This is a genomic window from Nonomuraea sp. MTCD27, from assembly GCF_041950495.1.
GTDB lineage: Bacteria > Actinomycetota > Actinomycetes > Streptosporangiales > Streptosporangiaceae > Nonomuraea.
Window position 1 is genome coordinate 15,250 of sequence record NZ_JBGNUW010000036.1, and the last position, 23,216, is coordinate 38,465.

The 23,216-nt window shown below is 69.7% G+C and carries 19 protein-coding genes and 1 pseudogene; 11 read left to right on the top strand and 9 right to left on the bottom strand.

The features are described 5' to 3' along the window. The first annotated feature begins 25 nt into the window (after positions 1 to 25). Together ACBJ59_RS57415 and ACBJ59_RS57420 are read left to right on the top strand one after the other, a co-directional pair. Positions 26 to 328 carry a hypothetical protein gene (locus ACBJ59_RS57415; RefSeq protein ID WP_375118431.1) on the top strand — a complete coding sequence of 101 codons (303 nt, stop codon included), beginning with the start codon at positions 26 to 28 and terminating at the stop codon, positions 326 to 328. Then, positions 325 to 492: a hypothetical protein gene (locus ACBJ59_RS57420; RefSeq protein WP_375118432.1), complete on the top strand. Its 168-nt coding sequence runs from the start codon at positions 325 to 327 to the stop codon at positions 490 to 492. Before ACBJ59_RS57415 ends, ACBJ59_RS57420 begins: the two co-directional genes overlap by 4 nt. Positions 493 to 702: 210 nt before the next feature. Here the strand turns inward: ACBJ59_RS57420 and ACBJ59_RS57425 are convergent, their stop codons facing one another. Further along, entirely contained in the window at positions 703 to 1,530 is an 828-nt protein-coding gene (locus ACBJ59_RS57425; RefSeq protein WP_375118433.1) for an enoyl-CoA hydratase/isomerase family protein, read from the bottom strand. 119 nt (positions 1,531 to 1,649) lie between these two features. On the opposite strand from ACBJ59_RS57425, the gene ACBJ59_RS57430 reads away from it, so the two are divergent. The 4 genes and pseudogenes from ACBJ59_RS57430 to ACBJ59_RS57445 all read left to right on the top strand — a co-directional run bounded on the left by ACBJ59_RS57430 (position 1,650) and on the right by ACBJ59_RS57445 (position 5,518). After that, complete coding sequence (locus ACBJ59_RS57430; RefSeq protein WP_375118434.1) at positions 1,650 to 2,045, top strand: winged helix-turn-helix transcriptional regulator; 396 nt, start codon at positions 1,650 to 1,652, stop codon at positions 2,043 to 2,045. Between the two features lie 411 nt (positions 2,046 to 2,456). Then, positions 2,457 to 4,199 (top strand): DUF4158 domain-containing protein, encoded by a 1,743-nt coding sequence (locus ACBJ59_RS57435; protein WP_375118435.1) that lies wholly within the window; start codon positions 2,457 to 2,459, stop codon positions 4,197 to 4,199. Between the two features lie 43 nt (positions 4,200 to 4,242). After that, positions 4,243 to 4,973 (top strand): annotated as a pseudogene (locus ACBJ59_RS57440) (Tn3 family transposase). Beyond that, positions 4,874 to 5,518 (top strand): Tn3 family transposase, encoded by a 645-nt coding sequence (locus ACBJ59_RS57445; RefSeq protein WP_375118503.1) that lies wholly within the window; start codon positions 4,874 to 4,876, stop codon positions 5,516 to 5,518. Before ACBJ59_RS57440 ends, ACBJ59_RS57445 begins: the two are co-directional and overlap by 100 nt. Positions 5,519 to 5,530: 12 nt before the next feature. Here ACBJ59_RS57445 and ACBJ59_RS57450 read toward each other — a convergent pair whose 3' ends face one another. After that, the gene (locus tag ACBJ59_RS57450) at positions 5,531 to 5,695 is read right to left on the bottom strand and encodes a hypothetical protein (protein ID WP_375118436.1); all 165 of its coding nucleotides are present in this window, start codon (positions 5,693 to 5,695) and stop codon (positions 5,531 to 5,533) included. Positions 5,696 to 6,195: 500 nt separating this feature from the next. Then, a complete protein-coding gene (locus ACBJ59_RS57455) occupies positions 6,196 to 8,130 on the bottom strand; it encodes a PQQ-binding-like beta-propeller repeat protein (RefSeq protein WP_375118437.1) in 1,935 nt (644 codons plus the stop codon). A 725-nt stretch (positions 8,131 to 8,855) separates the two neighbouring features. On the opposite strand from ACBJ59_RS57455, the gene ACBJ59_RS57460 reads away from it, so the two are divergent. Then, entirely contained in the window at positions 8,856 to 8,987 is a 132-nt protein-coding gene (locus tag ACBJ59_RS57460) for a hypothetical protein (RefSeq protein WP_375118438.1), read from the top strand. Between the two features lie 70 nt (positions 8,988 to 9,057). On the opposite strand, the gene ACBJ59_RS57465 is transcribed toward ACBJ59_RS57460, so the two are convergent. Further along, positions 9,058 to 9,282, bottom strand: coding sequence for a Tn3 family transposase (locus tag ACBJ59_RS57465; protein WP_375118504.1), 225 nt, complete (start codon positions 9,280 to 9,282; stop codon positions 9,058 to 9,060). Between the two features lie 111 nt (positions 9,283 to 9,393). Here ACBJ59_RS57465 and ACBJ59_RS57470 point away from each other — a divergent pair, with 111 nt between their 5' ends. Both ACBJ59_RS57470 and ACBJ59_RS57475 read left to right on the top strand, forming a co-directional pair. Continuing rightward, positions 9,394 to 9,570 carry a hypothetical protein gene (locus tag ACBJ59_RS57470; RefSeq protein ID WP_375118505.1) on the top strand — a complete coding sequence of 59 codons (177 nt, stop codon included), beginning with the start codon at positions 9,394 to 9,396 and terminating at the stop codon, positions 9,568 to 9,570. Next, a complete protein-coding gene (locus ACBJ59_RS57475; protein ID WP_375118439.1) occupies positions 9,537 to 9,722 on the top strand; it encodes a hypothetical protein in 186 nt (61 codons plus the stop codon). Before ACBJ59_RS57470 ends, ACBJ59_RS57475 begins: the two co-directional genes overlap by 34 nt. Before the next feature lie 325 nt (positions 9,723 to 10,047). On the opposite strand, the gene ACBJ59_RS57480 is transcribed toward ACBJ59_RS57475, so the two are convergent. Both ACBJ59_RS57480 and ACBJ59_RS57485 read right to left on the bottom strand, forming a co-directional pair. Further along, positions 10,048 to 10,815 carry an alpha/beta fold hydrolase gene (locus tag ACBJ59_RS57480; protein ID WP_375118440.1) on the bottom strand — a complete coding sequence of 256 codons (768 nt, stop codon included), beginning with the start codon at positions 10,813 to 10,815 and terminating at the stop codon, positions 10,048 to 10,050. Between the two features lie 81 nt (positions 10,816 to 10,896). Next, complete coding sequence (locus ACBJ59_RS57485; protein ID WP_375118441.1) at positions 10,897 to 13,533, bottom strand: AAA family ATPase; 2,637 nt, start codon at positions 13,531 to 13,533, stop codon at positions 10,897 to 10,899. Between the two features lie 70 nt (positions 13,534 to 13,603). Between ACBJ59_RS57485 and ACBJ59_RS57490 the strand changes: the two genes are divergently transcribed. After that, positions 13,604 to 14,380, top strand: a complete 777-nt coding sequence (locus tag ACBJ59_RS57490; RefSeq protein ID WP_375118442.1) for an alpha/beta fold hydrolase — start codon at positions 13,604 to 13,606, stop codon at positions 14,378 to 14,380. A gap of 281 nt (positions 14,381 to 14,661) precedes the next feature. Here the strand turns inward: ACBJ59_RS57490 and ACBJ59_RS57495 are convergent, their stop codons facing one another. The 3 genes from ACBJ59_RS57495 to ACBJ59_RS57505 all read right to left on the bottom strand — a co-directional run bounded on the left by ACBJ59_RS57495 (position 14,662) and on the right by ACBJ59_RS57505 (position 19,778). Beyond that, positions 14,662 to 16,929 carry a tetratricopeptide repeat protein gene (locus ACBJ59_RS57495; RefSeq protein WP_375118443.1) on the bottom strand — a complete coding sequence of 756 codons (2,268 nt, stop codon included), beginning with the start codon at positions 16,927 to 16,929 and terminating at the stop codon, positions 14,662 to 14,664. A 494-nt stretch (positions 16,930 to 17,423) separates the two neighbouring features. Continuing rightward, positions 17,424 to 18,713, bottom strand: coding sequence for an MFS transporter (locus ACBJ59_RS57500; protein ID WP_375118444.1), 1,290 nt, complete (start codon positions 18,711 to 18,713; stop codon positions 17,424 to 17,426). A 90-nt stretch (positions 18,714 to 18,803) separates the two neighbouring features. Beyond that, positions 18,804 to 19,778 (bottom strand): alpha/beta hydrolase, encoded by a 975-nt coding sequence (locus tag ACBJ59_RS57505; protein WP_375118445.1) that lies wholly within the window; start codon positions 19,776 to 19,778, stop codon positions 18,804 to 18,806. A 134-nt stretch (positions 19,779 to 19,912) separates the two neighbouring features. On the opposite strand from ACBJ59_RS57505, the gene ACBJ59_RS57510 reads away from it, so the two are divergent. Beyond that, the gene (locus ACBJ59_RS57510) at positions 19,913 to 22,702 is read left to right on the top strand and encodes an AAA family ATPase (RefSeq protein ID WP_375118446.1); all 2,790 of its coding nucleotides are present in this window, start codon (positions 19,913 to 19,915) and stop codon (positions 22,700 to 22,702) included. The last annotated feature ends 514 nt before the right edge of the window (positions 22,703 to 23,216 follow it).

Consider the following 23,216-nt stretch of genomic DNA (forward strand, 5'->3'; position numbering starts at 1 on the left):
TGTGTCCGCGGCCCGGTGAACCTATGTGGTCACCGCACTAGTCACACGCGTTCCGTCGCTCCAGGCGCTGCTGGCCGCCATCCTCATCGACACCCTGACGAAGATGACCGACCTGGCGATCCGCGCCCGCCAGGAGCCCGACCCGTGGACGGCCTTCGCCGGCTTCGCCGAGGCCGACGTGCAGCTACGCGCGTCGAGCTGCGGCGTCGTCAAGGCCTTCACCCACATCCAAGCTCCCCGCATCACCACCGCGGGCAAAGCGGCGGGCACCCCCGGCCGTGTGGCGTTGTCGGCCTCGAGCGACCTTCCCGAAGCCTGGAACTCGTGACGCGACTGTATGACCAGTTCGGGTTCGACACCGTCGACAACAGCCCGCTCAGCGAGTCGTGGCGCAGCGGTCCCGGTCAACCCGCGTGGGTCGCGCACGAGCACCAGACCCGTGCCGAACTGATGGCCAACCTCGCCCGCGCGCGACGGATCATCTCGAGGTGAGTCTGTCCCTGCAGCGGATCATCGAGGTGGTCTACGTGGCCGGCCACGAGGGTGGTGGCGCTGCCGTGGAGCAAGTCGTCGTGGAGCGTGCGGGCCGAGGCGACATCGTGCTCGACTTCGACGCGGACGGACTCCTGCTGGGGCTCCAGATCATCGGGGCCACGGCGCTTCTCCGCGAACGCCACTGTCTCGGCAGCCGAGCGGATCTGACTACCCGGCTAGGCCGCGCAACAGGCCCTCGAAGTCCTGTTCGCCGTCACGGGTCTGGGCGCCGCGGGCCAGCCCTGCGCCCATGAGCTGCGCCGTGGCGGAGCGGAATACGAGCCCGGCCCAGGCATCGTTCTCCCGTGCCAAGCCATCGGCATGATCGCTGGGGATGATGGCGTGCTTGGCCGCCGCGACGACGCCGTCCGGTAGCGCGGCAATGTTGCGGGCGAGGCGGTCGACGAACTCGTCGAGCTCGTGCGCGGGGAGGGCGCGGTTGACCCAGCCGTACCGCTCGGCGGTCTCGGCGTCGAGTAGGTCGGCGCCGAGCACGACTTCCAGGGCGCGGTTGCGGCCGACGCGCTCAGTGAGGTACTGCGTGGCGCCTCCGCCGGGGACGATGCCCATGAGGGCTTCGATCTGGCCGAGCCCGGCCCTGCCGATCGCTGCGAACGCCATGTCGGCGGCCACGACGAACTCGGCTCCGCCGCCGCGCGCCTTGCCGGCGAGCTTGACGATGGTCACCTGGGGCTGGTGGCGTAGTTGCTCCCCTACGGCCTGGAAGACATTGACGTGTTCCGGCAGGTCGGCCATGAGCCCGGCGAGATCCTCCGGGGTGAGGGTCATGTCGACGTGGGCAAGGAAGAAGTCTGGGTCGGCGCTGTCGAACACGATCACGCGTACGGTGTCGTCACCGGCCAGCGTGGTGAGCAGGCGCCGCAGGTCGGTCATGACGGCGACGCCGAGGACGTTGATCGGTGGGTTGTCGATCGTGACGTGCGCGACCCCGTCGTTCCGGCTGACCCGCAGAGTCCGGTAGGCGTCGTGGTTCATCTTGTCTCCGTAGGTATCTGGCAGGATCTTGGTTCCTGTTGTATACCTACTGTGAAACCGATGATGAGCTGCGTCAATAACGCACTTCAGGCATCCCAGGGATCGTGGAGGATACCGCCATGGCCACTTCTGAGACCGTTTACCGGGCTATCGCCGAGCAGGACCTTGTGTTCCGGTCCGATTGTGCGAGCCGGCCGATCCTCGATCAGATCGCCGACAAGTGGTCGATGATGGTGATGGCGGTCTTGGCCGAGCCGCGCCGGTTCAACGAGATCAAGCGCCGCCTCGAGGGCGTGACTCAGCGCGTGCTCACGCAGACCCTGCGCCGGCTCGAACGCAACGGGATGGTCGAGCGCCGGGTGCTGCCGACCTCACCAGTCGGCGTCGAATACTCTTTGACCCCGCTCGGCGAGACCCTGCGCGAGCCGTTCGGCCGCCTCTACGACTGGACAGTCGCCAACGCGCCCGAGATCCAAGCACGCCAGCGCGATTTCGACCAGCGCGCTCAGCGCTGACACCGGAGCCGAAGCCAGGCCGGAGCGAGCGCCGCCCTGCTCAAGGCCTGCACGCAGATCTACGACCGGTGCGGCTACCCGCTGCTCTACGGGCAGATGCCCCCCACACTCGGGGTGGACGCTTCTACCGGCGAGCCGGGTTCGAGGTCGGTGACGCCGGCGCCCCGATCGACCTGTGAGTCGTCTTCGGCGTTCACTCCCGCATCCAGCCCGGCGCCGACGAGCGCATCTTCCTGCGTCTCACCCGGCCTGCGCGGGCATGACGGCGATGATCACGATAGGCGTGAGACTGACACAATTCAGCACGTAATCGGTCACGTTGATCATCTGACCTGACCGCTGCTGATATCCGAGGGCGCCCCCGCCGCGCTGTGCGAGGTGGGGGCGCCCTCGCATGCCTGGAGGCCCCCCTTGCCGGTCAGTTTCCTGTCCGCCGAGCAACGCAGCCGATACGGCGTCTTCAACGCCGTCCCCGACATCGCCCAACTTGGCGCCTTCTTCCACCTCGATGCCGATGACCGGCGCCGGGCGATGGCCGCCAACGGCGCCCGCAACCGGCTCGGCTGGTCCCTGCAACTCGGCACCGCACGGTTCTTGAACTGCTTCCTGGACGATCCCGAGGACGTTCCCGCCGCGGTGGTCGACTACGTCGCCGAGCAGCTCGGCCTGCAGGCAGCCGACCTGAAGGGGTACGGCGAGAAGGAGGCCCGTTGGGCTCATCAGGAGCAGATCCGCACCGGCTACGGCTACACCGCCTTTGCGGGCGAGCAGTGGTTCGCGCTGGCCTGCTGGCTCTACAAACGCGCCTGGACCACCAACGAACGCCCGATCGTGCTGTTCGACCTGGCCACCCACCGCCTGGTGGAGGCCAAGATCCTGCTGCCCGGCGTCACCACCCTGGAGCGGCTGATCGCCGCGCTGCGCGAACGCGTCGCCGCCCGCCAGCACGCGCTGATGGCCACCGCCCCCAGCCCGAATCAGGCCGCCGTGCTGGAGAACCTGGTCAAGGTCGAGGAGGGCCGGCGCGTCTCCCGGCTGGACCGATTACGCAAAAGCCCCACCGACGTCAGCAGCACCGGCCTGGTCAAAGCCCTGGATCGGCATGTGGAACTGCGCGGCCTGGGCGCGGCCGGCTGGGACCTGAGCGCGGTGCCGCCCGGCAAGATCGCCGCACTGGCCCGCTTTGCCCACGCCGCCCGCGCCCAGGCCGTCGACGAACTGGCCGGCGACCGCAAACTCGCCACCCTGGTGGCCTTCGCCGCGACCATGGCCCCCCAGTCGGCCGACGAGGCGATCGAAGTGTTCGACCTGGCGGTCGGAGACCTGCTGCGCACCTCGGCGTTCAAAGCGACCAAAGAGCGGATGCGCACCCTCAAAGACCTCGACACCGCGGCGATCGTGCTGCGTGAGGTGTGGCTGAAGATCCGCTCCGTCGCCGAGATCCCCGACGGCGGCATCCGCGCCGCCCTCGATGAGATGGATCTGGCCGCCATCCACGCCGCCGCCGACGTCATCGGCGACATCGCTCGCGAACCGGATGAAGATTTCCAAGAAGAACTGCTGGATCGCTACGCCACCATCCGACGCTTCCTGCCCAAGCTGCTCAAGCACCTCGACTTCGACGCCGGCGCCGCCGAGACGCCCGGGCAAGGAGTGCGGCGCGGCCATGAGGTGCTGCAGGCACTGGACTTCCTCAAAGCGATCGAGCGCCGCCGCACCGACATCGACCCCAGCGAGGTTCCCGCGGACTTGCTGTCCTCAGCCTGGCACCGGCGCGTCTTCCCCAAGCGCGGCGAGCTGGCCGGCACCTTCAACAAGAGCGCGTACACCGTGGCGGCCGTCGAGCGGCTACGCGAGTCGCTACGCCGCCACGAGGTGTTCGTGCCGGGCCTGCGCAAGTGGGGCGACCCCACCGCCGGGCTGCTGAAGGGCGCCGAGTGGGAGCGGGCACGCCCCCGCATCTGCGATGAGCTGAACCTGTCTCCGGAGCCCGGCACCGACGTGGAGCGCTGGGCCGCCACCCTCGACTTCGTACCGCCAGCTCGCCGCCGGCCTGTACGGCGAAGACGACGGCCGCAACGACTGGGTACGCCTGGCCAAAGACGAGACCGGCAAGGACCCCCTGGTGCTCACCGGCCTGGACCGCCTGAATGAGCCCGCCTCCCTGACCACGCTGCGCGCCGACATCGACGCCCGCATGCCCATCGTGGACCTGCCCGAAGCTCTGCTGGAGGTGCACTCCTGGACCGGCTGCCTCGACCACTTCACCCACGTGTCGGGGGACGCGCCCTCCCGCAAAAGGGACATGACCACCTCGATCGCCGCCGTCCTGGTCAGCCAAGCCATGAACGTCGGCATGCGGCCGATGGCCGCCGAAGGCGAACCGGCCCTCGCCCTGGACCGGCTGTACTGGGTGGAACAGAACTACCTGCGCGCCGCCACCCTCACCGCCGCCAACGCCGCCCTGGTCGACCACCACGCCGGCCTGGAACTGGCCCAAGCCTGGGGCGGCGGCGAACTCGCCTCCGCCGACGGGCTGCGGTTCGTGGTCCCGGTTAAACCATCAACGCCGGACCCAACACCAAATACTTCGGAAAAGGAAAGGGCGCCAAGGGCGTCACTTACTACAATTTCACCTCCGACCAATTCACCGGCTTTCACGGCATCGTCATCCCAGGCACCCCCAAGGACTGGTACTACATCCTGGAAGGGCTCCTGGATCAGGAAACGTCGCTGAAGCCCACCGAGATCACCTCCGACACCGAGGGCGCCTCCGAAATCGCGTTCGGCATCTTCCGGCTGATGGGCTGGCAATTCTCCCCGCGCGCCTGGCCGATGTCGGCAGCGCCACCCTGTTCCGCGCCGACCCGGCCGCCCGCTACGGGTCCATCGACGCCCTGGTCCGCAGCCGGGTCAACATCAAGCTGATCAACGACTCCTGGGATGATCTGCTACGAGTAACTGGATCGCTGCTCACCGGCGCGGTCAAGGCCAGCGAGCTGTTTCGCTACTTCGCCGGCGGCGGCACCCCCACCCCCATCGGGCGCGCCCTGATGGAGCTGGGCAAGCTCGATCGCTCCACCTACCTGGCCAGCTACTACGACGACGAGCTGCTACGCCGCCGGGTCAACACCCAGCTCAACCGGCAAGAATCCCGCCACACCCTGGCCCGCAAAATCTTCCACGGCCAAAAAGGCGAACTCCGGCAGAAATATAAAGAAGGCCAGGAAGATCAACTCGGCGCGCTGGGATTTATGACCAACGTCTGCATTCTGTGGAACACGGTCTATACGGCCCGAGCCCTGGAAGAAATGCGAGCCGAGGGTAAGAAAATCTCCGCCGCCGACATCGTCCGGCTATCGCCTCTGGGCTTTGAGCATTTCAACATGCTCGGCCGTTACAGTTTCTCTCTGCCCGAACTGGTCCGCGACGGGCAGCTGCGGCCGTTGCGCACCCCTCCGCCCGCCGGGTAACCCCCCTCGCGTTCAGTGCGCCGGATGCTCCCGAACCGGAAGGCCATCGGCGAGCATCCGGCGTACCTGCTCATGCGAGATCCCGGCGCTCGTACCGATCTTGCGCAGGCCCCATCCCTCGCCCCGTGCGTCCGCCATCGCCGCGATCAATGCCGCGCCGGTCACCTCTTCCAGCATCGCGCGCAGCTCCGACAGCCGCCGCAGCCGCAGCGCGGGCGCGAGATCAACGATCTCCCGGCAAAACGATCAACATCAGCACGCAGGAACGCCACACCCTCAGAACCCGCCATCAGGCAAGCCTGCCCTGGTCAGGCCCATGGTGTCAAAACATGTGACACTAAGCCCGGTTGGCCGTTCCACTCCTACTGGCAGGCCATCCTCACCGACTACGAGACGCACGTGGTCAACGACGCCGCCCAGATCCTCGCGGACGAGCACACCGAGCCCGACCCGGCCGAGATGATCGAGCCGGGTTTGGGCTCACCGTGATCGGCAGGCCCGGATCACCTCCAAGGTCGAACACGCCATCCGCCTTACTAGCGACCCACGACGAAGGGCGCCCGCCAACCGGGCTGGCGCCCTTTGCCTTGCCTTGACCGAAAATCCGCCTTGCCGCGCCAACTCCCTCATCCGTTGCGTACGTATGCGGATTGATCGGATTCCGGTGCAGGCCGGAACTAGTTTTGCGACTCCGGGATCGTCACAGGCGGGCAGCGCGGGTCGAGCCGCACCTTCGCCAGATCCCGGCCGACGATCGTCCAGGCGTCGAAGGAGCCGGGCTCGAACTGCAGGTGCGGATCGGTGTGCCACTCGTCGCCCAGCCCGGTCGCGAGTAGCCTGGCCTCCGATCCGAGTTCGTAGGCGTTGCCGCCGCCGAAGAAGGTGGAGGTGAACACCCGGCCGTTGTGGACCTGCAGTTCGCCGTGTCCCGACAGCAGGCCCTGGTGCTTGATGGTCCCGGTGGCGGGGTCCAGGGCGATCCAGGCGCCCACCACGCGCTTGTACACCGCGTACAGCAGCCCTTCGTGGACCTTGAGGTCCTGGAAGGTGCGGTGGTCGGGAAGCGGATCGAGCTGCCATACCACCTTGCGCTGCTTCAGGTCGAAGGCGGCGATCGAGGCCGTCGTCCTGGTCGGCGGCGTGCCGCCTCCGCCAAGCACGTCGCCACCGAGGTAGACGATGCCGCGCTCGGGGTCGACGCTCAGGCTCATCAGACTCTGGTCGGGGATGACATTCGGGTAGACGTCCATCGTCCCCGTGTCGGGGTCGAGCACCGTCAGGGCGCCCTGCAGCTTCGCGCCGGTCGGGGCGGAAGCCACCAGGATGGTGTCGGTGACGGGGTCGTGCTCGATGTCCCACGGCCGCGACTGGTCATGCCCGATGTAGCCGAGGCCGCGTACCTCGTCGGTGTGTAGGTCGATGGAGATGATCTGGCCACTCGGATACAGCGCGGCGTAGACCTTGTTCCCCCGCCGCACCATGGCCTTCGGCTCGCCGACCACGCGGATTCTGCGTTCCTGCCCGGTCCGCAGGTCACGCACCTCCACGGCGAAGTGGCCGCCGATGTACAGGGCCCGGTTCGGCACCAGCAGCATGCTCTGGGTGCGCTCGGCGCCGGTCGGGAAGCCCGCGTCGATGAGGTCGACGAACTCGGAGATCTTGCTCGGCAGGTCCAGCCACCACATGCCGCCACTGCCGGCGAAGCCGATGAGCCGCTGCCCGTCCAACTTCAGTGCCCGGGTCTCTTCGCCCGGCGAAGGCGGGTCGGCGACCTTGGTCACCGCGTCCTGCCCGGTGCGGTAGCTGTAGACGGCTCCGTCGGGGCGCGAGGTGAGGTAGACCGTGCCGTCGGGGGCCACCTCGAACGCGTCGATGACGCCCACCCCGGCCTCGAACTGCCGCCGGTCCGTGCCGTCCTTGCGCACGTCGATCAGCGTGCTCCCGCTCGCCGCGAGCACCCGGTCGCCATAGAGGAAGACCGTGCCGACGGCCTGGGGCCCCTGGGCCAGCTCCCTGACCGCGCCGCTGACCCGGTCGACGGCCATCAGCTTGGCCTTCTCCAGCAGGCCGACGTAGGCGGTGGTCTCATCGACGGCGACCGCCCTGACGTAGTGCTCGCCCTGGGCCAGCACACCGTACCTGCGGACTGCGCCCGTCGAGGGGACGTACTCCCAGAGTCGGCCGTCGGAGGAGGTGCCGAGGTAGAGGGTGCCGTCCGGCGCGGCGGCCATGCTCCAGACGAAGCCGCCGTTCGCGCCGAAGGAGTGCAGGTGCGCCACCTGGCCCGTGGCCAGGTCGTAGCTGTACAGGTCGGGTACGGGGTAGGTGCCGATGTACAGCTTGCCGCCGGCGACGGCGGTGGCCCAGCCGCCTTCCGGCTCGCCTGCCTTGGGGCCGTCCGGCAGCGTCGCGGTACGCGTCACCTTGCGGGTGGCCAGGTCGATCTCGGCGACGACCGGAGGCTTCGGCCCGCGGGAGACCACGTAAGCGTTGCCCTCGTGGACGGTGGCGCCGACGATCGCGCCGGTGACGGAGGCAGGGCCGTACGTGGTGACGGCCGGGGTGCCGCAGCTCGGTGCGGCCGTCGCCTGTGCGGCGGCCGCTGTCGGCAAGGCCGGTATCGATAAGGCGGACATGACCATGAGCAACGCAAGACAGGTTCGCGGCACGGGCCGCACCTCCATGATGTTCAAAGCTGCAAAGTTTTGGTCCAGACCGTAATCTTGTGAGCGTGCCACCGTCAACACCGGCCGTCCGGCACCCCCATGCCAGTCGAACCCGTGGGGGGAGCATCATTGCCCACATTCCGCACCGCCGGCCCCATGAGTGCACTCGCAGCTCCAACTTGACAGTGGAAGACCTGCTCCGGCTCCACGCCCCACGACGTGACCGGGCGATGGTTATCTTGGGTTGTCGAGCAAACCTGCAGGTCAGCCGGTTGAAACCGTGTCAGGCACGTGAGGCAAGTAGATGCGGCCCGGCGGGACGCGCCGCCGCCGGTAGGAGTGTGGGATGCAGCCCCCTCGGGCTCGCCGCCACCTGGCCAACGCTGGCGTGGATCAGCTGCGCGAGTCTGCTGACGAGGCGGGTCTGCCAGTCATCCCGAGGTGCACGACGTCCGCGACCCCCTACCCTGGCTGGACGCCTCAGCCGATGGAGTATTCGCCCTGACTTGTGGCTTGAATGGCGAACACGAATTTTGCTGCTCAAGCTGTTGAAGGGGTCGCGTGACATGTGCAATCCCACCTCATGTGGCTGGAGATGCTTGTCGGTCCCGGAAGAATTTCGAATTCTGGCGCCGACGGAGACCGATGGGGTGGAGATGTGGGCCCCGCCCGTGCCAGCGCCACGCCGCGTCGGCATCGTCACCTCCCGCCGCGGCGGCAAGAAGGTGCTGTATCGGGGCGATCGCGACGGCGTCGCCCGCATCCTCGGCGACCTGCAGAGCTACCTGAAGTTCTGCTTCTGACTGCCCGGCGCCGGCGGTGGGCTCACCGGCCGGAGCCTGGCCGGTCGGTGGCGTACGCCCGTCGCGCCGGTCACTGGGGTGGACCGGCGACCGCGGTGTCCAGTTCCAGATGGCGGTTCATGTCGAGCTCGAAGCGCCCGTACAGGTTCAGATGCGACCAGAACAGGGCGGTCAGCCCCCGCCGGTCGGCCGCGCTCAACTGCTTGTTCCAGGCAGGATCGCGCAACACCATCTGGATCAGGTGCGTGTTGAGGTAGGTGATGGCGGCGGCGAGGGGGTGCAGCGCCAGCGCCAGGCATCTCCTCGGTCGGCGCCGGCTCCCTGATCATCGTCGCACTGCTCGCCCTCTATCCCACGCTGAAGGGCCAACCAGCTCGTCGGCACCGACCTGGTCCAGGCCGTCCCCCTGGTCGCCGCCGCCGCCCTCGGCCACCTTCTCTATGGTGACTTCCAGCTCCACCTCACCGCCTCTCTCATCTTCGGCTCCATCCCCGGCGTCTACCTCGGCGCCCGCATCTCCTCCCGCGCCCCGCCGCCATCATCCGCGCCATGCTCGCCGTGGTCCTGCTCGCCTCCGCCCTGAAGCTGCTGGAGGTGAGCAACCAGGTCACCGCGTGGATCCTGTGCGGCGCCACAGCGACAGCCACGGCCTGCTGGTATGCCCTGCGCCGCAGCCGCCCAGGACGCGAGGAGCAAGCCACCGCGGCGCCCGCCCCGGCCAGCCGCCCCGGCTGAACGCCGAGCCCGCTCGGCCGCCTCGATGAGCCACACCAACCCCTCCAGCCCGGCGGCACCGTGGGCATGCGCCCGATCACGTCGGCCGCCGAGGCGACTTCTTCCGGGACACGGCCCGCGCGAGGCGTTTCATAAGTGGTCGCTTGTGAAGCGCTGGCGGCCTACAGACCGAGGAAGAGGGACGAGCCAGAAGCCGCCGACAGGGACGGTAGCCGATCGGGAAGGCCCAGCCCGGGCGCAGGGCTGGGCCTTCGAGCGCAACTTCAGCGGGTGGCGGCGTAGGCGGAGAGGATCTGCCGGACGACCGTGTCGGGGCGGGACATCATCACCACGTGCGAGGCACCGGAAACCTCCTTGACCTTGCCGCCGGCCGCTTTGCCATGAAGCGCTGCACGGCCGGCGGAATCACGTTGTCCTGAGTGGGGATGACGAACCAGGACGGCACGCTCTTCCAGGCAGGGACGCCGCTGTGCCCGAACAGTCCGCCCACGCTGCTGGGCCGCTGGGTTGCGGCCATCAGGCGGGTCTGCGAGGCGGGCAGGTCGGCGGCGAACACGTCCCGGAATTTGGCGGGATCGATGTAGCCGTCCTTTCCGCCCGGGTATGGCCGCACGACAAGGGCGGCGGGCAGTTTGCTGCCGGGGTACTTCCCGGCCAGCTCCAACGGGGTCTCGCCCTCGTCGGGGGCGAAGGCGGCGACGTAGACCAGGGCCTTGACGTTGTCGTGGCCGCGGGCGGCGTTGGTGATGGCCGCGCCGCCGTAGGAGTGGCCGACCATGATGACCGGGCCGGGGATGGTGTCGATGATGCTGGAGACGTAGGCCGCGTCGCCTTCCAGGTCGCGTAGCGGGTTGGCGGCGGCGATCACCGGGAAACCCGCCTTCTGCAGCGCGGCGATGGTGGCGTTCCAGCCGGAGGAATCGGCGAACACCCCGTGCACCAGGACCACGGTGGGTTTGGCCCTCGTACCCGCGGTGGCTGCCGTCGCCGATTGATCCGCCGAGGCGGGGGCGACGGTTCCGGTCAGGCCGAGCGTCAGGGTCAGCGCGGCGAGCAGCAGGCTCAGGCCGCGGCGCTGGGAGCGGATGGTCATGACGGGCTCTCCTCGGGTTCGTGCCGGTGAGGCGTTGATCACGGCACGAGCATCGGCCGCCGGGGCGCGGACGCGAATCGGTCAGTTGACTGCATCGCCCTCCACGCCCTCCAAAGCGTCGCGTAAGGCGGCACGGGAGGTGATGCCGAGCTTGGGGAAGATCCGGTACAGGTGGGCGCTGACGGTCCGCGAGGACAGGAACAGCCGTTCGCCGATCTCCTTGTTGCTCAGCCCGGAGGCGGCCAGGCGGGCCACCTCCAGTTGCTGGGCGGTCAGGCCGTGGGCGGCGTTGAGGCGCTGGGTCACGGCCACGCCGGTGGCCCGCAGTTCCTGTTCGGCCCGCTGCTGCCAGGCGGTCGCGCCGATCGAGGCGAACAGGTCACCGGCCCGGCGCAGCTCGGGCCGCGCCTCGCCCGGTTGCAGGCGGCGGCGCTGCAATTCTCCGAGCGCGAGCCGGACCCGGGCGTGGTCGAAGGGCCAGCGTTCGGTTCTGGGCAGGGCGAGCGCGGCCTTGAACAGCGGCACCGCCTCCTCCTCGGGCGCCACCAGCGCTTGGGCGGCCATGACGTGCAGACGCAGCCGGGGCGCGCGGTCGGCCAGGTCGGCCGCGGCAGCGGCGTGCGCCCTGGCCTCGGTGGTCCGGCCGGTGCGCACCGCCGACTCCACCAGTTCGAAGACCGCCCACGGCGCGAAGGCCACGTACGGGGGGATGACGCCGGGCGGGCTGATACTCGTCCAGTACGCGTAGGCGGTCTCGTAGTCGCCGTGCGCCATCGCGGCCAGCGCGAGGTTGCGGGCCGACAGGGACAGATGCAGGCCGCTGCCGCGCGGTGCGGCCCACTGCTCGACGGTCCTGCTGTAGGCGCGGGCGCTGTCGGCGTCGCCTCGGGCGGCGGCGATCCAGCCCAGGCTGCAGCGCAGGTCGTGGGCCAGCAGTTCCAGGTCGTGGCGGACGCACAGATCGAGCCCGGCGTTGGCGGAGTTCTCGGCGGCCTCCCACTGCCCGGCCAGGAAGTGGTCGTGTGCGGCGAGCCAGTAGCCGCTGGCTGCGTGCGTCACCGCGCCTTGGCCGGCCTCGCCCTCGGTCAGCGCGCGGATGCGCTCGCGATAGTCGGGCAGCAGGTCCATCCAGGTAGCCGCCCGGCACAACGCGGCCACCCGGCCGGGCGGGGCGTCGCCGGGCAGCTCGTCGAGCGCGGTGCGCACGCGCTCCGCTGTGCCGGTGCCGGTGAAGACGTCGTGCAGCAGGTGTACGTGCTCGTCGTCGCAGCCGGCGACAACGTCGGTGACCTCCGCCCACTCCTGGGAGTCTTGGGCGTAGGAGGCGGCCATCACCCGGACCAGCGGGCCGGCGCCGGGGGTGCCGCGCAGCAGGCGGCGGGCGGCGTCCAGGTCGCCGTCGCGCAGCATGAGGATCTGCGCCCGGACGGCCAGGGCTCTGGCCGGATCGTCCAGGTCGCGGCGCGCCTCGTCCAGCAGCTGCTGGGCCAGGTCGAGCTGCCCGGATTCGCCGGCCAGTTCAGCGGCGTGCTCCAGCCGGGCGGCGCGGGCCGCGGCATCTGGGGTGAGGTCGGCCGCGCGCTGCAGCGCCTTGACCGCCAGCCCGCTGCCACCCCGCAGGCTCACTGCGCGGGCGGCCTTCTCGATCTCTGCGGCCACCTGCTCGTCCGGCTCGACCGTGGCGGCCGCCAGGTGCCACATGCGCAGCTCCGGGTTGGCCTGGTGCTGCTCGGCCAGCACAGCGTGCGCTCCGCGTATCTCCTCCGGTGAGGCTGTCTTGATGATCGCCGACCTGACCAGCGGATGGCGGAAACGCAGACCCGACGGAGTCGAGTCGCGGGTGACCAGGCCCGCGCGCTCGGCCTCCAGTAGCTCGTACGGCGACAGCTCGGCCCGATGGTGGAGCCGGTCACCGTCTAGGGCGGCCACCAGCAGCGTCGTACGAATGCGCGGCGGCAGCTCCAGCAGCCGGCTCGCGAAGCCGGTCTCCAGACGGGTGCGCAGGGACGCGCCGGCGGGCAGCAGCTCCACGCCGACGGACGTCTGTGGCAGCTCTGTGATCGCCAGGGGATTGCCCGCGGCCTCGGCGAGCACGCGTTCGCGCACCGGCGGCGGCAGATTCGGATGGAGCAGGTCCAGCAGCTGCCCGGCCGCTTCGTCGTCGAGCGGCCCGACCTCCAGCATGTGGATGCCGGGCGTGACGCGCTCGGTGGCGGTCAGTGGCCGGCGGGCGAAGACGGCCCGCAGGTCGTACGGCCTGAGCCGCATCAGGATGAACATCATCACCTCGCGCGTGGGGTGGTCCACCCAGTGCGCGTCCTCCACGGCGAGCAGTACCGGTCCGTCCTTCGCCACGGTGGCCAGCACGACCAGGGAGGCTACCGAGATCGCCAGCCGGTCGGGTGCCGGCCCGTCCTGCAGGCCCAGCACCCGGCGCAGCACGTCCCGGTGGAAGGGCTCCACCCGGTCCAGGTACTCCATGATGGGTGCGAAGAGCTGGTGCAGCCCGGCGTAGGCGAGTTGCGCCTCGGTTTCGAAGCCGCTGCCGCCCACTACCCGCATGCCCCGCTGTCCGGCGTAGGCGATGCTGGCTTGCAGCAGCACGGACTTGCCGACGCCCGGGTCGCCGTGCAGCACGACGTTCGGCAGCACGCCGGGCGCGCGGTCGATCGCCTGCCGCAGTGCGGCCAATTCCCGCTCACGTCCGATGATGTCCACGTGATCTCAACTCCTCGGGTGCAGTCATTTGACCGATTGCCGTGATCGCGCGGCCCGACATGCTGAACGGGTGGCACGACTGCAGGTGGAAACGGAAGTCAGCCTCTTCTATGAGGACTTCGGCGATGGCGAGCCGGTCGTGCTCGTGCACGGCTGGCCCCTGTCGCAGCGGTTCTGGGAGGCGCAGGTCGGCGCGTTCGTGGCAGCCGGTCGCCGGGTGGTCTCCTACGACCGGCGCGGCTTCGGCCGCTCGGCGCAGCCCTGGAACGGCTACGACCACGACACCTTCACCGGCGATCTGGCTGCGCTGGTGGAGAGTCTCGGGTTGAGCGGGGTGACGCTGGTGGGTTTTTCCACCGGCTGTGCCGAGGCCGTCAGCTACACCGCCCGATCGGATCGGGTGGCACGGCTGGTGCTGGGCAGCCCGGTGGTGTACCCCGACCCGATCGCCCGCGAGCTCAGGAGGGCCGCGGCCGGTCACCGCATCCACATGCTCGACGACGTGCTGCGCAGGTTCGTCGCCGTCAACGGGCACAGTGCGCTCGATGAGCAGACGCGCCTGTACCTGCTGCGGCTGGCCGCCGACGCCTCTGCCAGGGCCACCGTGGAGTCCCTGAGCGTCTGGGAGTCCGCGGATCTGAGCCTCGATCTGGCCCGGATCTCCGTACCCCTTCTGATCGTCCAGGGCGAGGCCGACGCGTTCGTGCCGCCCGAGGACAGCGGCCGGCGTGTGGCGCGAGCGGTGGCGGGCAGCGTGCTCTCCACCATTCCTGCCGCGCCGCACGCCGCGCCGCTCACCCACCACGAGCAGTGGAACCAGGTCGTGCTGGAGTTCATCGCCGGATGAGAACCCCGGCGAGGAACACCCGATCGGCACCGGATTCACCGGCTCTCCCTTCGACGCCTGCCTGCGAGGTCACCGCAGGCAGCTGTGACCAGCCAAGCAGCAGGCCACGCCGTACTCCAGGAACATCGGAGGAAGAAAACCGCACGACAGGCGCGCCTGATCCGGCCGCCTGCCGCCATCGTCAACGCGGCTCACGCCCGGGCGCGCGATGCCCTGGTCCGGAGGGATCTCCGGCCTCGCCACGGACCGGCGATGAGGCGGGCGGCTGGACCGCTGCCTGATCAGCCGGCTGCCGGAGAGCTGGAGAGTTTCCCCTGTAGCTTGTCGGTGCCGATGTGATCGAGCGGGATGAGCAGGTCGAGGGCCTGCTGCCAGGCGGCGGCAGCGGCTGCGGCGTCTCCGAGAGCGTGGTGGGTGTCGCCGAGGTGCTCCAGGACTTCGGCCTCCAGGTGGGTGCGACCGGTACCACGGTAGAGGTCGAGGGAACGCTGGTAGCAGACGATCGCGCGGTGGTGGTCGCCCAGGTGGTGGTGGACGTAACCCAAGGTGTCCCATGCCGGGGCCTCCTGGGCCGCGATCTTCTGCTCGGCGAAGTACGCGATGGCCTGTTCGCCGACGGCGATGGCGTCGTCGTAGTGCCCGAGAAGGGCGTGGTACCAGGCGACGGAGGCCTGTGCCCGGGCATGGCCGACCAGGTTTCCGGCGTCCTGGTAGAGGACGAGCGCGGCGAGAGCGTGATGCAACGCCTCGTCGTGCTCGCCGAGCACGCCGTGCAGCCAGCCGAGATCGTGATGGACGCGGGCCTGATCCAGCGGCCGGGCGCGCATGCCGGGCTGTCGCACAAATGCCAGGAGCCGCCCCTTGGCCTCCTGCGACCGGCCGAGCCGATGTTCCTGCCTGGCTACCCAGCCCACGACGGCGCTGGCGTAGCTCTGTCCAGCGGGATCGCGCTGCACGGCTTCGGCGGCGCGGGTGAGGAACGCGAGCGATTCCCGGCCGAGGGTCCACTCGTGATCGACGAAGGCTTCCACGATCGTCCAGGCGAGCTGCCACACCTGGCGGTCGAACCCGCCCAGAGTCTCGGCCTGCCGCTGAGCTGCCCAGACCACCTGCAGCTCACGGGCAGGCCACGCGACCGCCTGCTCACTGTCGGCAAAGACCTCGATGACCGCACCTGGCTGCGCTGGCGCCAACTCGATGGGTGTGGAGACCACGGGGTAGAGGACCTGGTCGGCGGCGTGCGCAGTGTGCAGCAGATGATCGAGGAGGCGGTGGAAGGCATGCCTGCACTCGGCGGGCCCGTCATATTCCTCAGCGATCTCGGCGGCGAAGGCGCGCAGCAGGTCGTGCAGGCGCCAGCGGCCGGGCGCGTGCTCGGTGACCAGATGAGCGGCGCCGCACTCCTCCAGCAGGGCACGCACCCGGCGGGTGGGCAACGCGATGAGGGAGGCGGCGGCCGGCAACGTGATGTCGGGGCCCGGATGCAGCCCTAACAGACGGAACAGGCGAGCGGCTGCCGGGCTGAGCGTCTGGTAGGACCAGAAGAAGGTGGCACGCGCGTCGGCGCCGTCAAGGGTGTGGAAGGCGTCGAGCGTGCCGTACGCCTCGCGCAGTTCGGTGGCGATGTCGGCGAGCGCGAACGACGGCCGGGCGGCGGCCCGGGCGGCCACGATCGCCACCGCCAGCGGTAGATGCCCGCACAGCTGCAGGATCTGGGCCACCGCCTCCGGCTCGGCCGCCACCCGCGCCGCACCGAGCCGGAGGGCGAGCGCTTCTGTCGCCTCGGCGGGGGTCCACACGTCCAAGGTGAGGGTGCGCGCGCCATGGGTGGCGGTCAGGCCGGTGAGCTGGTTGCGGCTGGTCACGATCGCCAGGCACCCTGGTGTGGCGGGCAGCAGCGGGCGGACCTGCTCGCTGTCACGGGCGTTGTCCAAGACGATCAGCACGCGGCGGCCGGCCAGCTTGCTGCGAAACAGCGCCGCCCGGTCGTCGATGCCGGCCGGCATGCGGCTGTCGGTGACGCCCAGCGCGCGCAGGAATCCGCCCAGGGCCTGTCCGGGGTCGAGCACCTGGCCGCTGCGGTCGAACCCGCGTAGGTCTGCCCACAGTTGCCCGTCGGGGTAGGAGTCGGTGATCTGATGGGCCCAGTGCAGGGCCAGCGTCGTCTTGCCGACCCCGGCCATCCCGCCGATGGCGCCGATGACCACCGCTCGTGCCTGCCGTCCTTGCTCGTCCAAGAGAGCGAGGGCCTGCTGGAGCTCGGCGCGGCGGCCGGTGAACACCGGCAGATCAGCCGGAAGCTGGGCCAAGGCTCCCGCTCTCGGCCGTGTCTTAACCGTGGCGAGCAATCGTGCCCGGTCCTGGTCGCTTAGTTTCAGGCCATCGGCCAGCGCCTCAGCAGTGCGGCGCTGAGGTGAGCCGACCTTGCCCCGCTCCATGTTGCCGATCGCCCGCCCGCTCACCCCTGAAGCGTCCGACAGCTCCTCGAGCGTCATCCGCGCAGCCGCCCGCAGCTCCCGCAGCAGGGAACCGAACTCACGCTCAGCCACTTCGCCCATCCTCACGACGACGACCCGACGAAGCTGTGATCATCACACGGCGGCGGCGCGGCTGGTCCGGCTGTCTCACATGCCGGGAACCTCGGGTGCAGGGCGCTGAAGCGCGAGCACGCCCAGATATCGCCACGACAGGTGCGGCTTGCGCCGCCTGCCTGGCGAGCGCCTGCCGCAGCGCGGCCGGCTTCCGCTCATGTCCGACGATGTCCACGTGCTCTCAACTCCTCGAGTGCGGTCATGTAACCGATGGCTCCGCTCGGCCGCCACGGCCTTCGGCCAGGTGCCGCGACTGCGGGTGGGACAGACGTGAGCCTCTTCTACGGGGGCTTGGGCGACGGCGAGCCCGCCGACCGGCCCCTTTGACGAGCGCCCGTGTTCCCCGTGGTGATGACGCTCATGGCGGCCCTTTCCCGATCTGTGGTGCTCCGACGCCCAGGCCGGCCTGCTGTGCTGGGAGTCCGTCAGATGACGTCCCCGTCGCTCAGGCGTTACTTCATCGCGGGTTCGGCGACGCGGACAGGCTCGCCCAGCTCCTTGTGGCGAGTCTCCGGCGCACACAGGATGACGATGAAGGAGATAGCGCCGCAGATCATCAGCAGCAGTGCGATCGGCCAGGACTGGCCGCCCGAGCCGGCCAGCAGAGCGGCGGCTATGAAGGGGGCGGGCCCCCCGCTCAGCGCCGCGGTCCACTCCCGGGCGATGGCGATGCCGCTGTAGCGGTACCGGGTCTCAAAGAGCTCGGCGTACAGCGAGGCCTGGGCGGCGAACATGGAGGCGATCCCGAGGCTTTGGCCGAGCGTGACCGCAACGATCACCAGGACCGGCATTTTCGTCTCCACCAGCCAGAACATGGGGAAGGCGAAGACCGTCATGAAGGCCGCGCCGCCGAACCAGACGGGACGCCTGCCGACGCGGTCGGTCAGCGCGCCGAACAAGGGAGTGACCACGATCGACACCAGGGAGGCGGCCACGTTGGCGACCAGACCGATCGTGGCGGGCAGGCCCAGGGTTTTGGTTACGTAGGAGAGCACGAAGACCTGGATGATGTACGCGATCGCGGCGTTGGGCACGTTGGCCATGAAGGCGATCAGCAGATGCTTGGGCTGCTTCCTGAAGACCTCCAGCATCGGGAAGCGGCTGAGGCCACGAGCCTTCTCCCGCTCGAACACCTCCGACTCTCCGACCCGGAACCTGAAGAACAGGCCCACGCCAACCCCGACGAGGCTGAGCAGGAACGGCACGCGCCAGGCCCACGTCTCGAACCCCGGCAGGGCCGACACGCCGGTGAACACCAGCGTGGCCAGCAGGATGCCGGTGAAGATGCCGGCTCCCGGCAGCGAGGCCCACAGGCCGCGTCTCTTGGCGTCGCTGGCCTCGCTCACCATCACCAGCGCGCCGACGTACTCCGCGCCCGCGCCGAAGCCCTGGGCGATCCGCAGCAGCACCAGCAGGGCCGGGGCCAGCATGCCCACCGAGTCGTAGGTCGGCAGCAGGCCGATGCCCGCCGTCGACAGGCCCATCAGCATGAGCGTGATGACGAGCATCTGTTTGCGGCCGACCCGGTCGCCGAAGTGGCTGAAGACGAAGCCGCCGACCGGCCGCGCGAAGAAGCCGACCGCGAATGTGGCGAACGCCCCCAGCGTGCCGGCCACGGGGCTGCCGGCGGGGAAGAACTGATCGTTGAAGATCAGTGCCGCGGCCAGCCCGAAGAGGGTGAAGTCGTAGAACTCGATGATGCTGCCGGTCACGGCCGCCTTGGCGACGCGCGTACTGCTCATGAGTGCTCCAGTCTCCTTGGACAGGCCAGGATGGCTGCCGGCGTGTGGTCACGGCTCGTAGGCGGTTCACTGGCGTGGAACGTGGGCAGGTCAGGGACGGATGAGGACCTTGGTCAGAAAGGTGACGGCCTGAGCGATGGCCGCTTCTGCGGCCTGGGTGCCGCGCAGGGCGTTCAGTATGACGAAACCGTGGATGACGCCCTGGTAGCGCACGGCGGTGACCGGGACCCCCGCCTGGCGGAGCTTGGCGGCGTACGCCTCACCCTCATCGCGCAGGACGTCGGCCTCGGCGGTGATGATCAGCGCGGGCGGCAACCCGGCCAGGTCGTGGGTGCTGGCCCGCAGCGGGGAGGCGGTGATCTCGGTGCGCTGCGCCTCGCTGGTGACGTACTGGTCCCAGCACCAGCGCATCCCGTCGCGGCGCAGGAAGTAGCCTTCGGCGAAGTCGTGGTAGGAGCCGGTGTCGAAGTTGGCGTCGGTGACCGGACAGAACAGGACCTGCCCGGCAAGGTCTCGCCCGGTCGTGAGGGTGAGCGCAGCGGCCAGGTTCGCGCCGGTGGAGTCGCCCACCACGGCGACCCTGGAGGCGTCCAAGCCGTACGCCTCGCCGTGGGCGCGAACCCACTCCAGCGCGGCGCGGCTCTCGTTGACAGCGATCGGATAGCGGGCTTCAGGCGCGAGGCTGAGGCCGACGAACACCACCGCCGCCCGCACCCCGAGGGCCAGTTCGCGGGCCAGCCGGCCGTGGGTGCTCTCATCGCCGAGCACCCAGCCCATGCCGTGGATGAACAGGATCACCGGAAGCCGGCCCCGCGCCCCCTCGGGCCTGAAGATGATCACTCCTGCCCCGGGTGGTTCCTCGCGCGTGGTCCCCGGGACCTCGATCTGCGGGCTCTGTGCATCTCGGATGGCCTGGCGACCCTCGGCGGGTGGCATGCCGTACAGATAAGGCGGATTCGCGGTCGCGTCCGCGAATGCTTTTGCGTACGGTTCCAGCGCGGGCTTGACCATGAATGTTCTCCGTGGCGACAGGTGCGGGGGCGCCCCGACGCTAAGCCTGGGCATCACTGTCGGGCATTCGTCATCTGACGGCATCGGTGTCGTTGCATGACGGTTGCAAGCCAGATATTCATCCGATGACGTGCTTTCTGAGACACTGCGAGCACGTAAACGGCCAATAGTCCGGGGGGAGCGCGCCGTTGATCACCCTGGTCGGGCGTGAGCGCGAGCTGGCCACGGTCGAGAAACTCCTCGACGACATCCACCAGCGCGGTGACGCGCTCATCGTGCGAGGCGCGGCGGGAATCGGCAAGTCCGCCGTCCTCGGAGCCGCCACCGCCACGGCGCAGGCGCGTGACATGACGGTGGCGGGCGCATCGGGGGTGCAAAGTGAGACGCATCTGCCCTTCGCGGGACTGCACCTCATGCTGCTGCCGATGCTCGACACCGCCGGCGAGCTCCCCGTACGCCAGCGTGAGGCGCTGCTGAGCGCGTTCGGGATGGGTGAGGCGCCCACACCGGAACCCTTCCTGATCGCGTTGGCCGTCCTCAACCTCCTCAGCGAGACGGCCACGCACCGGCCGCTCCTGGTGGTCGTCGACGACGCGCAGTGGCTGGACCGGCCCAGTATGGAGGTGCTGGGATTCGTGGCCAGACGCGTGCGTTCCGAGCCCATCGTGCTGTTACTGGCGGTGCGCGACGGACATCCCACCAGCCTCGACGACTGCGGGCTGGCGGAGCTGCCGCTGAGCGGGCTGGACCCCGCAGCGGCCGAGTCGCTGCTGGACGCCCAGGAGCCCAAGCTCAGCATCGGCATGCGCTGGCGGGTGCTGGCCGAGGCGGCGGGCAACCCGCTCGCCCTGGTCGAGCTGCCGCTGGCGCTCAGCAGAGAACAGTCGACGACGGAGACGGGCATCCTTCCGCTCACCGCGCGGCTGGAACGCGCGTTCGCCGTGCGCCTGACCGAGCTGCCCGCGCCCACACGCTCGCTCCTGCTGGTCGCGGCCGCCGACGACGGCCACGACCTGGCGAGCACGCTGGCCGCCGGCGCCGCCTTGACCGGAGCCGGGACGAGCCTGGCGACGCTGGCTCCGGCCGTCGAGGCGGGGCTGGTGGAATTTCACGAGCAGTTCATCCGCTTCCGCCATCCTCTCGTCCGCTCGGCGATCTACCATCGGGCAGGGCCCGGCGAACGCCTCGCGGCCCACGCCGCGCTCGCCGAGGTGCACGCCGATGACCCCGATCGCCGGGCCTGGCACCGGGCGGCGATCGGCCACCAGGACGAGTCCGTGGCGGCCGACCTGGAGGGCGTGGCCGCCCGGGCGCGTCGACGTGGCGCGATCACGGTCGCGGTGACGGCGCTGCAGCGCTCGGCCCAGATCAGCGTGGACCCTGCGGTTCGCGCCGAACGCCTGCTGCGTGCCGCCGAACTTGCCTTCGAACTGGGCCGCGGCGATCTGGTGGCCGACCTGCTCCGGCAGACGGAACCGGCCGACCTGGGCCCGCCGCAACGGGCCAGGCTGGCCTGGTTGAACGAGGTCCTGGAGGAGGGCCGCAACGAGGGGCCGGCGCGGGTACGACGGTTGATCTCCACAGTGGAGGCTGTCGAGGCGGCCGGCGATCGCGCGCTCGCCCTGAACTTCGTTCGCGCGGCGGCCCTCCGCTGCTGGTGGGCCGATCCGGGCATGGAGATTCGCCGGCAGCTCATCGCCTTGGCTGAGCGGCTTGCATCCTCCGAGGATGACCCGGAACTGGTGCTCACACTGGCCACCGCGAGCCCGCTGGAGCACGGGGCGACCGTCATGGAGCGCCTGACCAGGCTGCACGACACCCCTCTGGACGGGGCGATGGCCCGGATCTTGGGGGTGGCGGCGACCACGGTAGGAGCCTTCGACCTGGCCGGCGGCTTCTTGGACGCCTCCATCGCCGCCCTGCGCGCGCAGGGGCGGCTCGGCCTGCTCGTCCAGTCGCTGACATCGCAGATGTGGGCGCAGATCTACTGCGGTGACTGGGCCACCGCCAAGCTCCTGGCGGAGGAATGCGAGCGGCTGGCCCGCGAGACCGCACAAGCGCGCTGGCACTCGGCCGCGCACGCCGGGCTCGCGCTCCTGGCCGGACTGCGTGGAGAGACGGAGCCCGGCTACGCCCTGGCCGCAGAGGGCGAGCGGGTCCTCGGCACCGTGGCCATCAGCTCGAACGTGGCACTGCTGCAGCAGGCCAAAGGCGTGATCGCGCTGTGCGCCGGGCAGTACGCCGAGGCCTTCGATCACCTGTGGAAGGTCTTCGACCCCCATGACGCCGCCCACCATCCCATCTGGCGTCTATGGCTGATCAGCGAGCTGGCCGAGGCCGCAGTCGGCAGCGGCAAGGTGGAGACCGTCAAAGCGGTGATGTCGGAGCTGGAAGGAGCGGCGGCCCAGACCCCTGCCCCGCTCCTGCACGTGGGAATGCAGTACGCGCGGGCGCTGCTCGCCGACGACACGGACGCCGACTCGCTCTACCAGCAAGCCCTGGACGCCGATCTCTCCCGCTGGCCGACCGCACGGGCACGGCTGCTGCTGGCCCACGGCATCTGGCTGCGCCGTCAGCGGCGCGTCCGCGAGGCGCGCGTTTCGCTCCGCACGGCCCGTGACCTCTTCGACACCCTCGGCCTGCTGGCCTGGGGCGAGCGGGCACGCCAGGAACTGCGCGCATCAGGCGAGGCCAGCAGCAGGCGCACCCCCTCGACCGCCGACCACCTGTCCGCCCAGGAACTGCAGATCGCCCGGCTGGCCGCCGCGGGACTCTCCAACCGTGAAATCGGCCAGCAGCTCTACCTTTCCCACCGGACCATCAGCACCCACCTCTACCGGATCTTTCCCAAACTCGGCATCTCGTCCCGAGGCCAGTTACGCGATGCTCTGGACGGAGCAGCACCCCAGCTCAACGGAGCGGCCCAGCCGCTGGAAGAGTCCAACCAGATCACTGACCAACCGAGACGGGGGTCCTGAGAAGGGAAGACAGAGGACGCCGACCGGCGGGAACCAACGTCCCTCGGGCGCGAACAGAATCCCCACCAGGCAGGCCGTGGCGCATTCGGTCAGCAGCCGAGCGGTCGGCCAGGACGCGCCACCACGCACGGCGACCAGCGAAGCTGATACCAACGGCACCGACCCGGACCAATCCCAGGTCCCAGGTCCCAGGTGCGATTCCATGCATCCGGTGGGACCGGGCTTATCGACAGGCCCAGGCGGCGACCGTTGGGCCTTCTGCCCCGCCATGCGAAGTACGTCGGCGTCGTTGACGGCCGCGCTGGTTGGCACCGGCATACTCGTCGGCCGCGTTGGCTCAGAACCCCGGTCCGGCTGGACGGCTTGTCTTCTGGTCCTTCGCCTTCCCCCTGTTCTGCCTGCTCGACGCCCGCGCCCCCAGTGATCGTCATGGGTGTCGCGGTGTCGCTCACGGCCCGCGCGGTCACCGGGGTCTACGCGTTCACCGCCGTAAGTACCGTCACTCCTCCGTTGC

Bases quoted from the DNA above. Each gene is read 5' to 3' on its own strand.
- ACBJ59_RS57425 (WP_375118433.1), bottom strand. From the start codon at position 1,530: ATGAACCACGACGCCTACCGGACTCTGCGGGTCAGCCGGAACGACGGG.
- ACBJ59_RS57430 (WP_375118434.1), top strand. From the start codon at position 1,650: ATGGCCACTTCTGAGACCGTTTACCGGGCTATCGCCGAGCAGGACCTT.
- ACBJ59_RS57450 (WP_375118436.1), bottom strand. From the start codon at position 5,695: ATGCTGGAAGAGGTGACCGGCGCGGCATTGATCGCGGCGATGGCGGAC.
- ACBJ59_RS57475 (WP_375118439.1), top strand. From the start codon at position 9,537: ATGCTCGCCGTGGTCCTGCTCGCCTCCGCCCTGAAGCTGCTGGAGGTG.
- ACBJ59_RS57480 (WP_375118440.1), bottom strand. From the start codon at position 10,815: ATGACCATCCGCTCCCAGCGCCGCGGCCTGAGCCTGCTGCTCGCCGCG.
- ACBJ59_RS57500 (WP_375118444.1), bottom strand. From the start codon at position 18,713: ATGAGCAGTACGCGCGTCGCCAAGGCGGCCGTGACCGGCAGCATCATC.
- ACBJ59_RS57505 (WP_375118445.1), bottom strand. From the start codon at position 19,778: ATGCCCAGGCTTAGCGTCGGGGCGCCCCCGCACCTGTCGCCACGGAGA.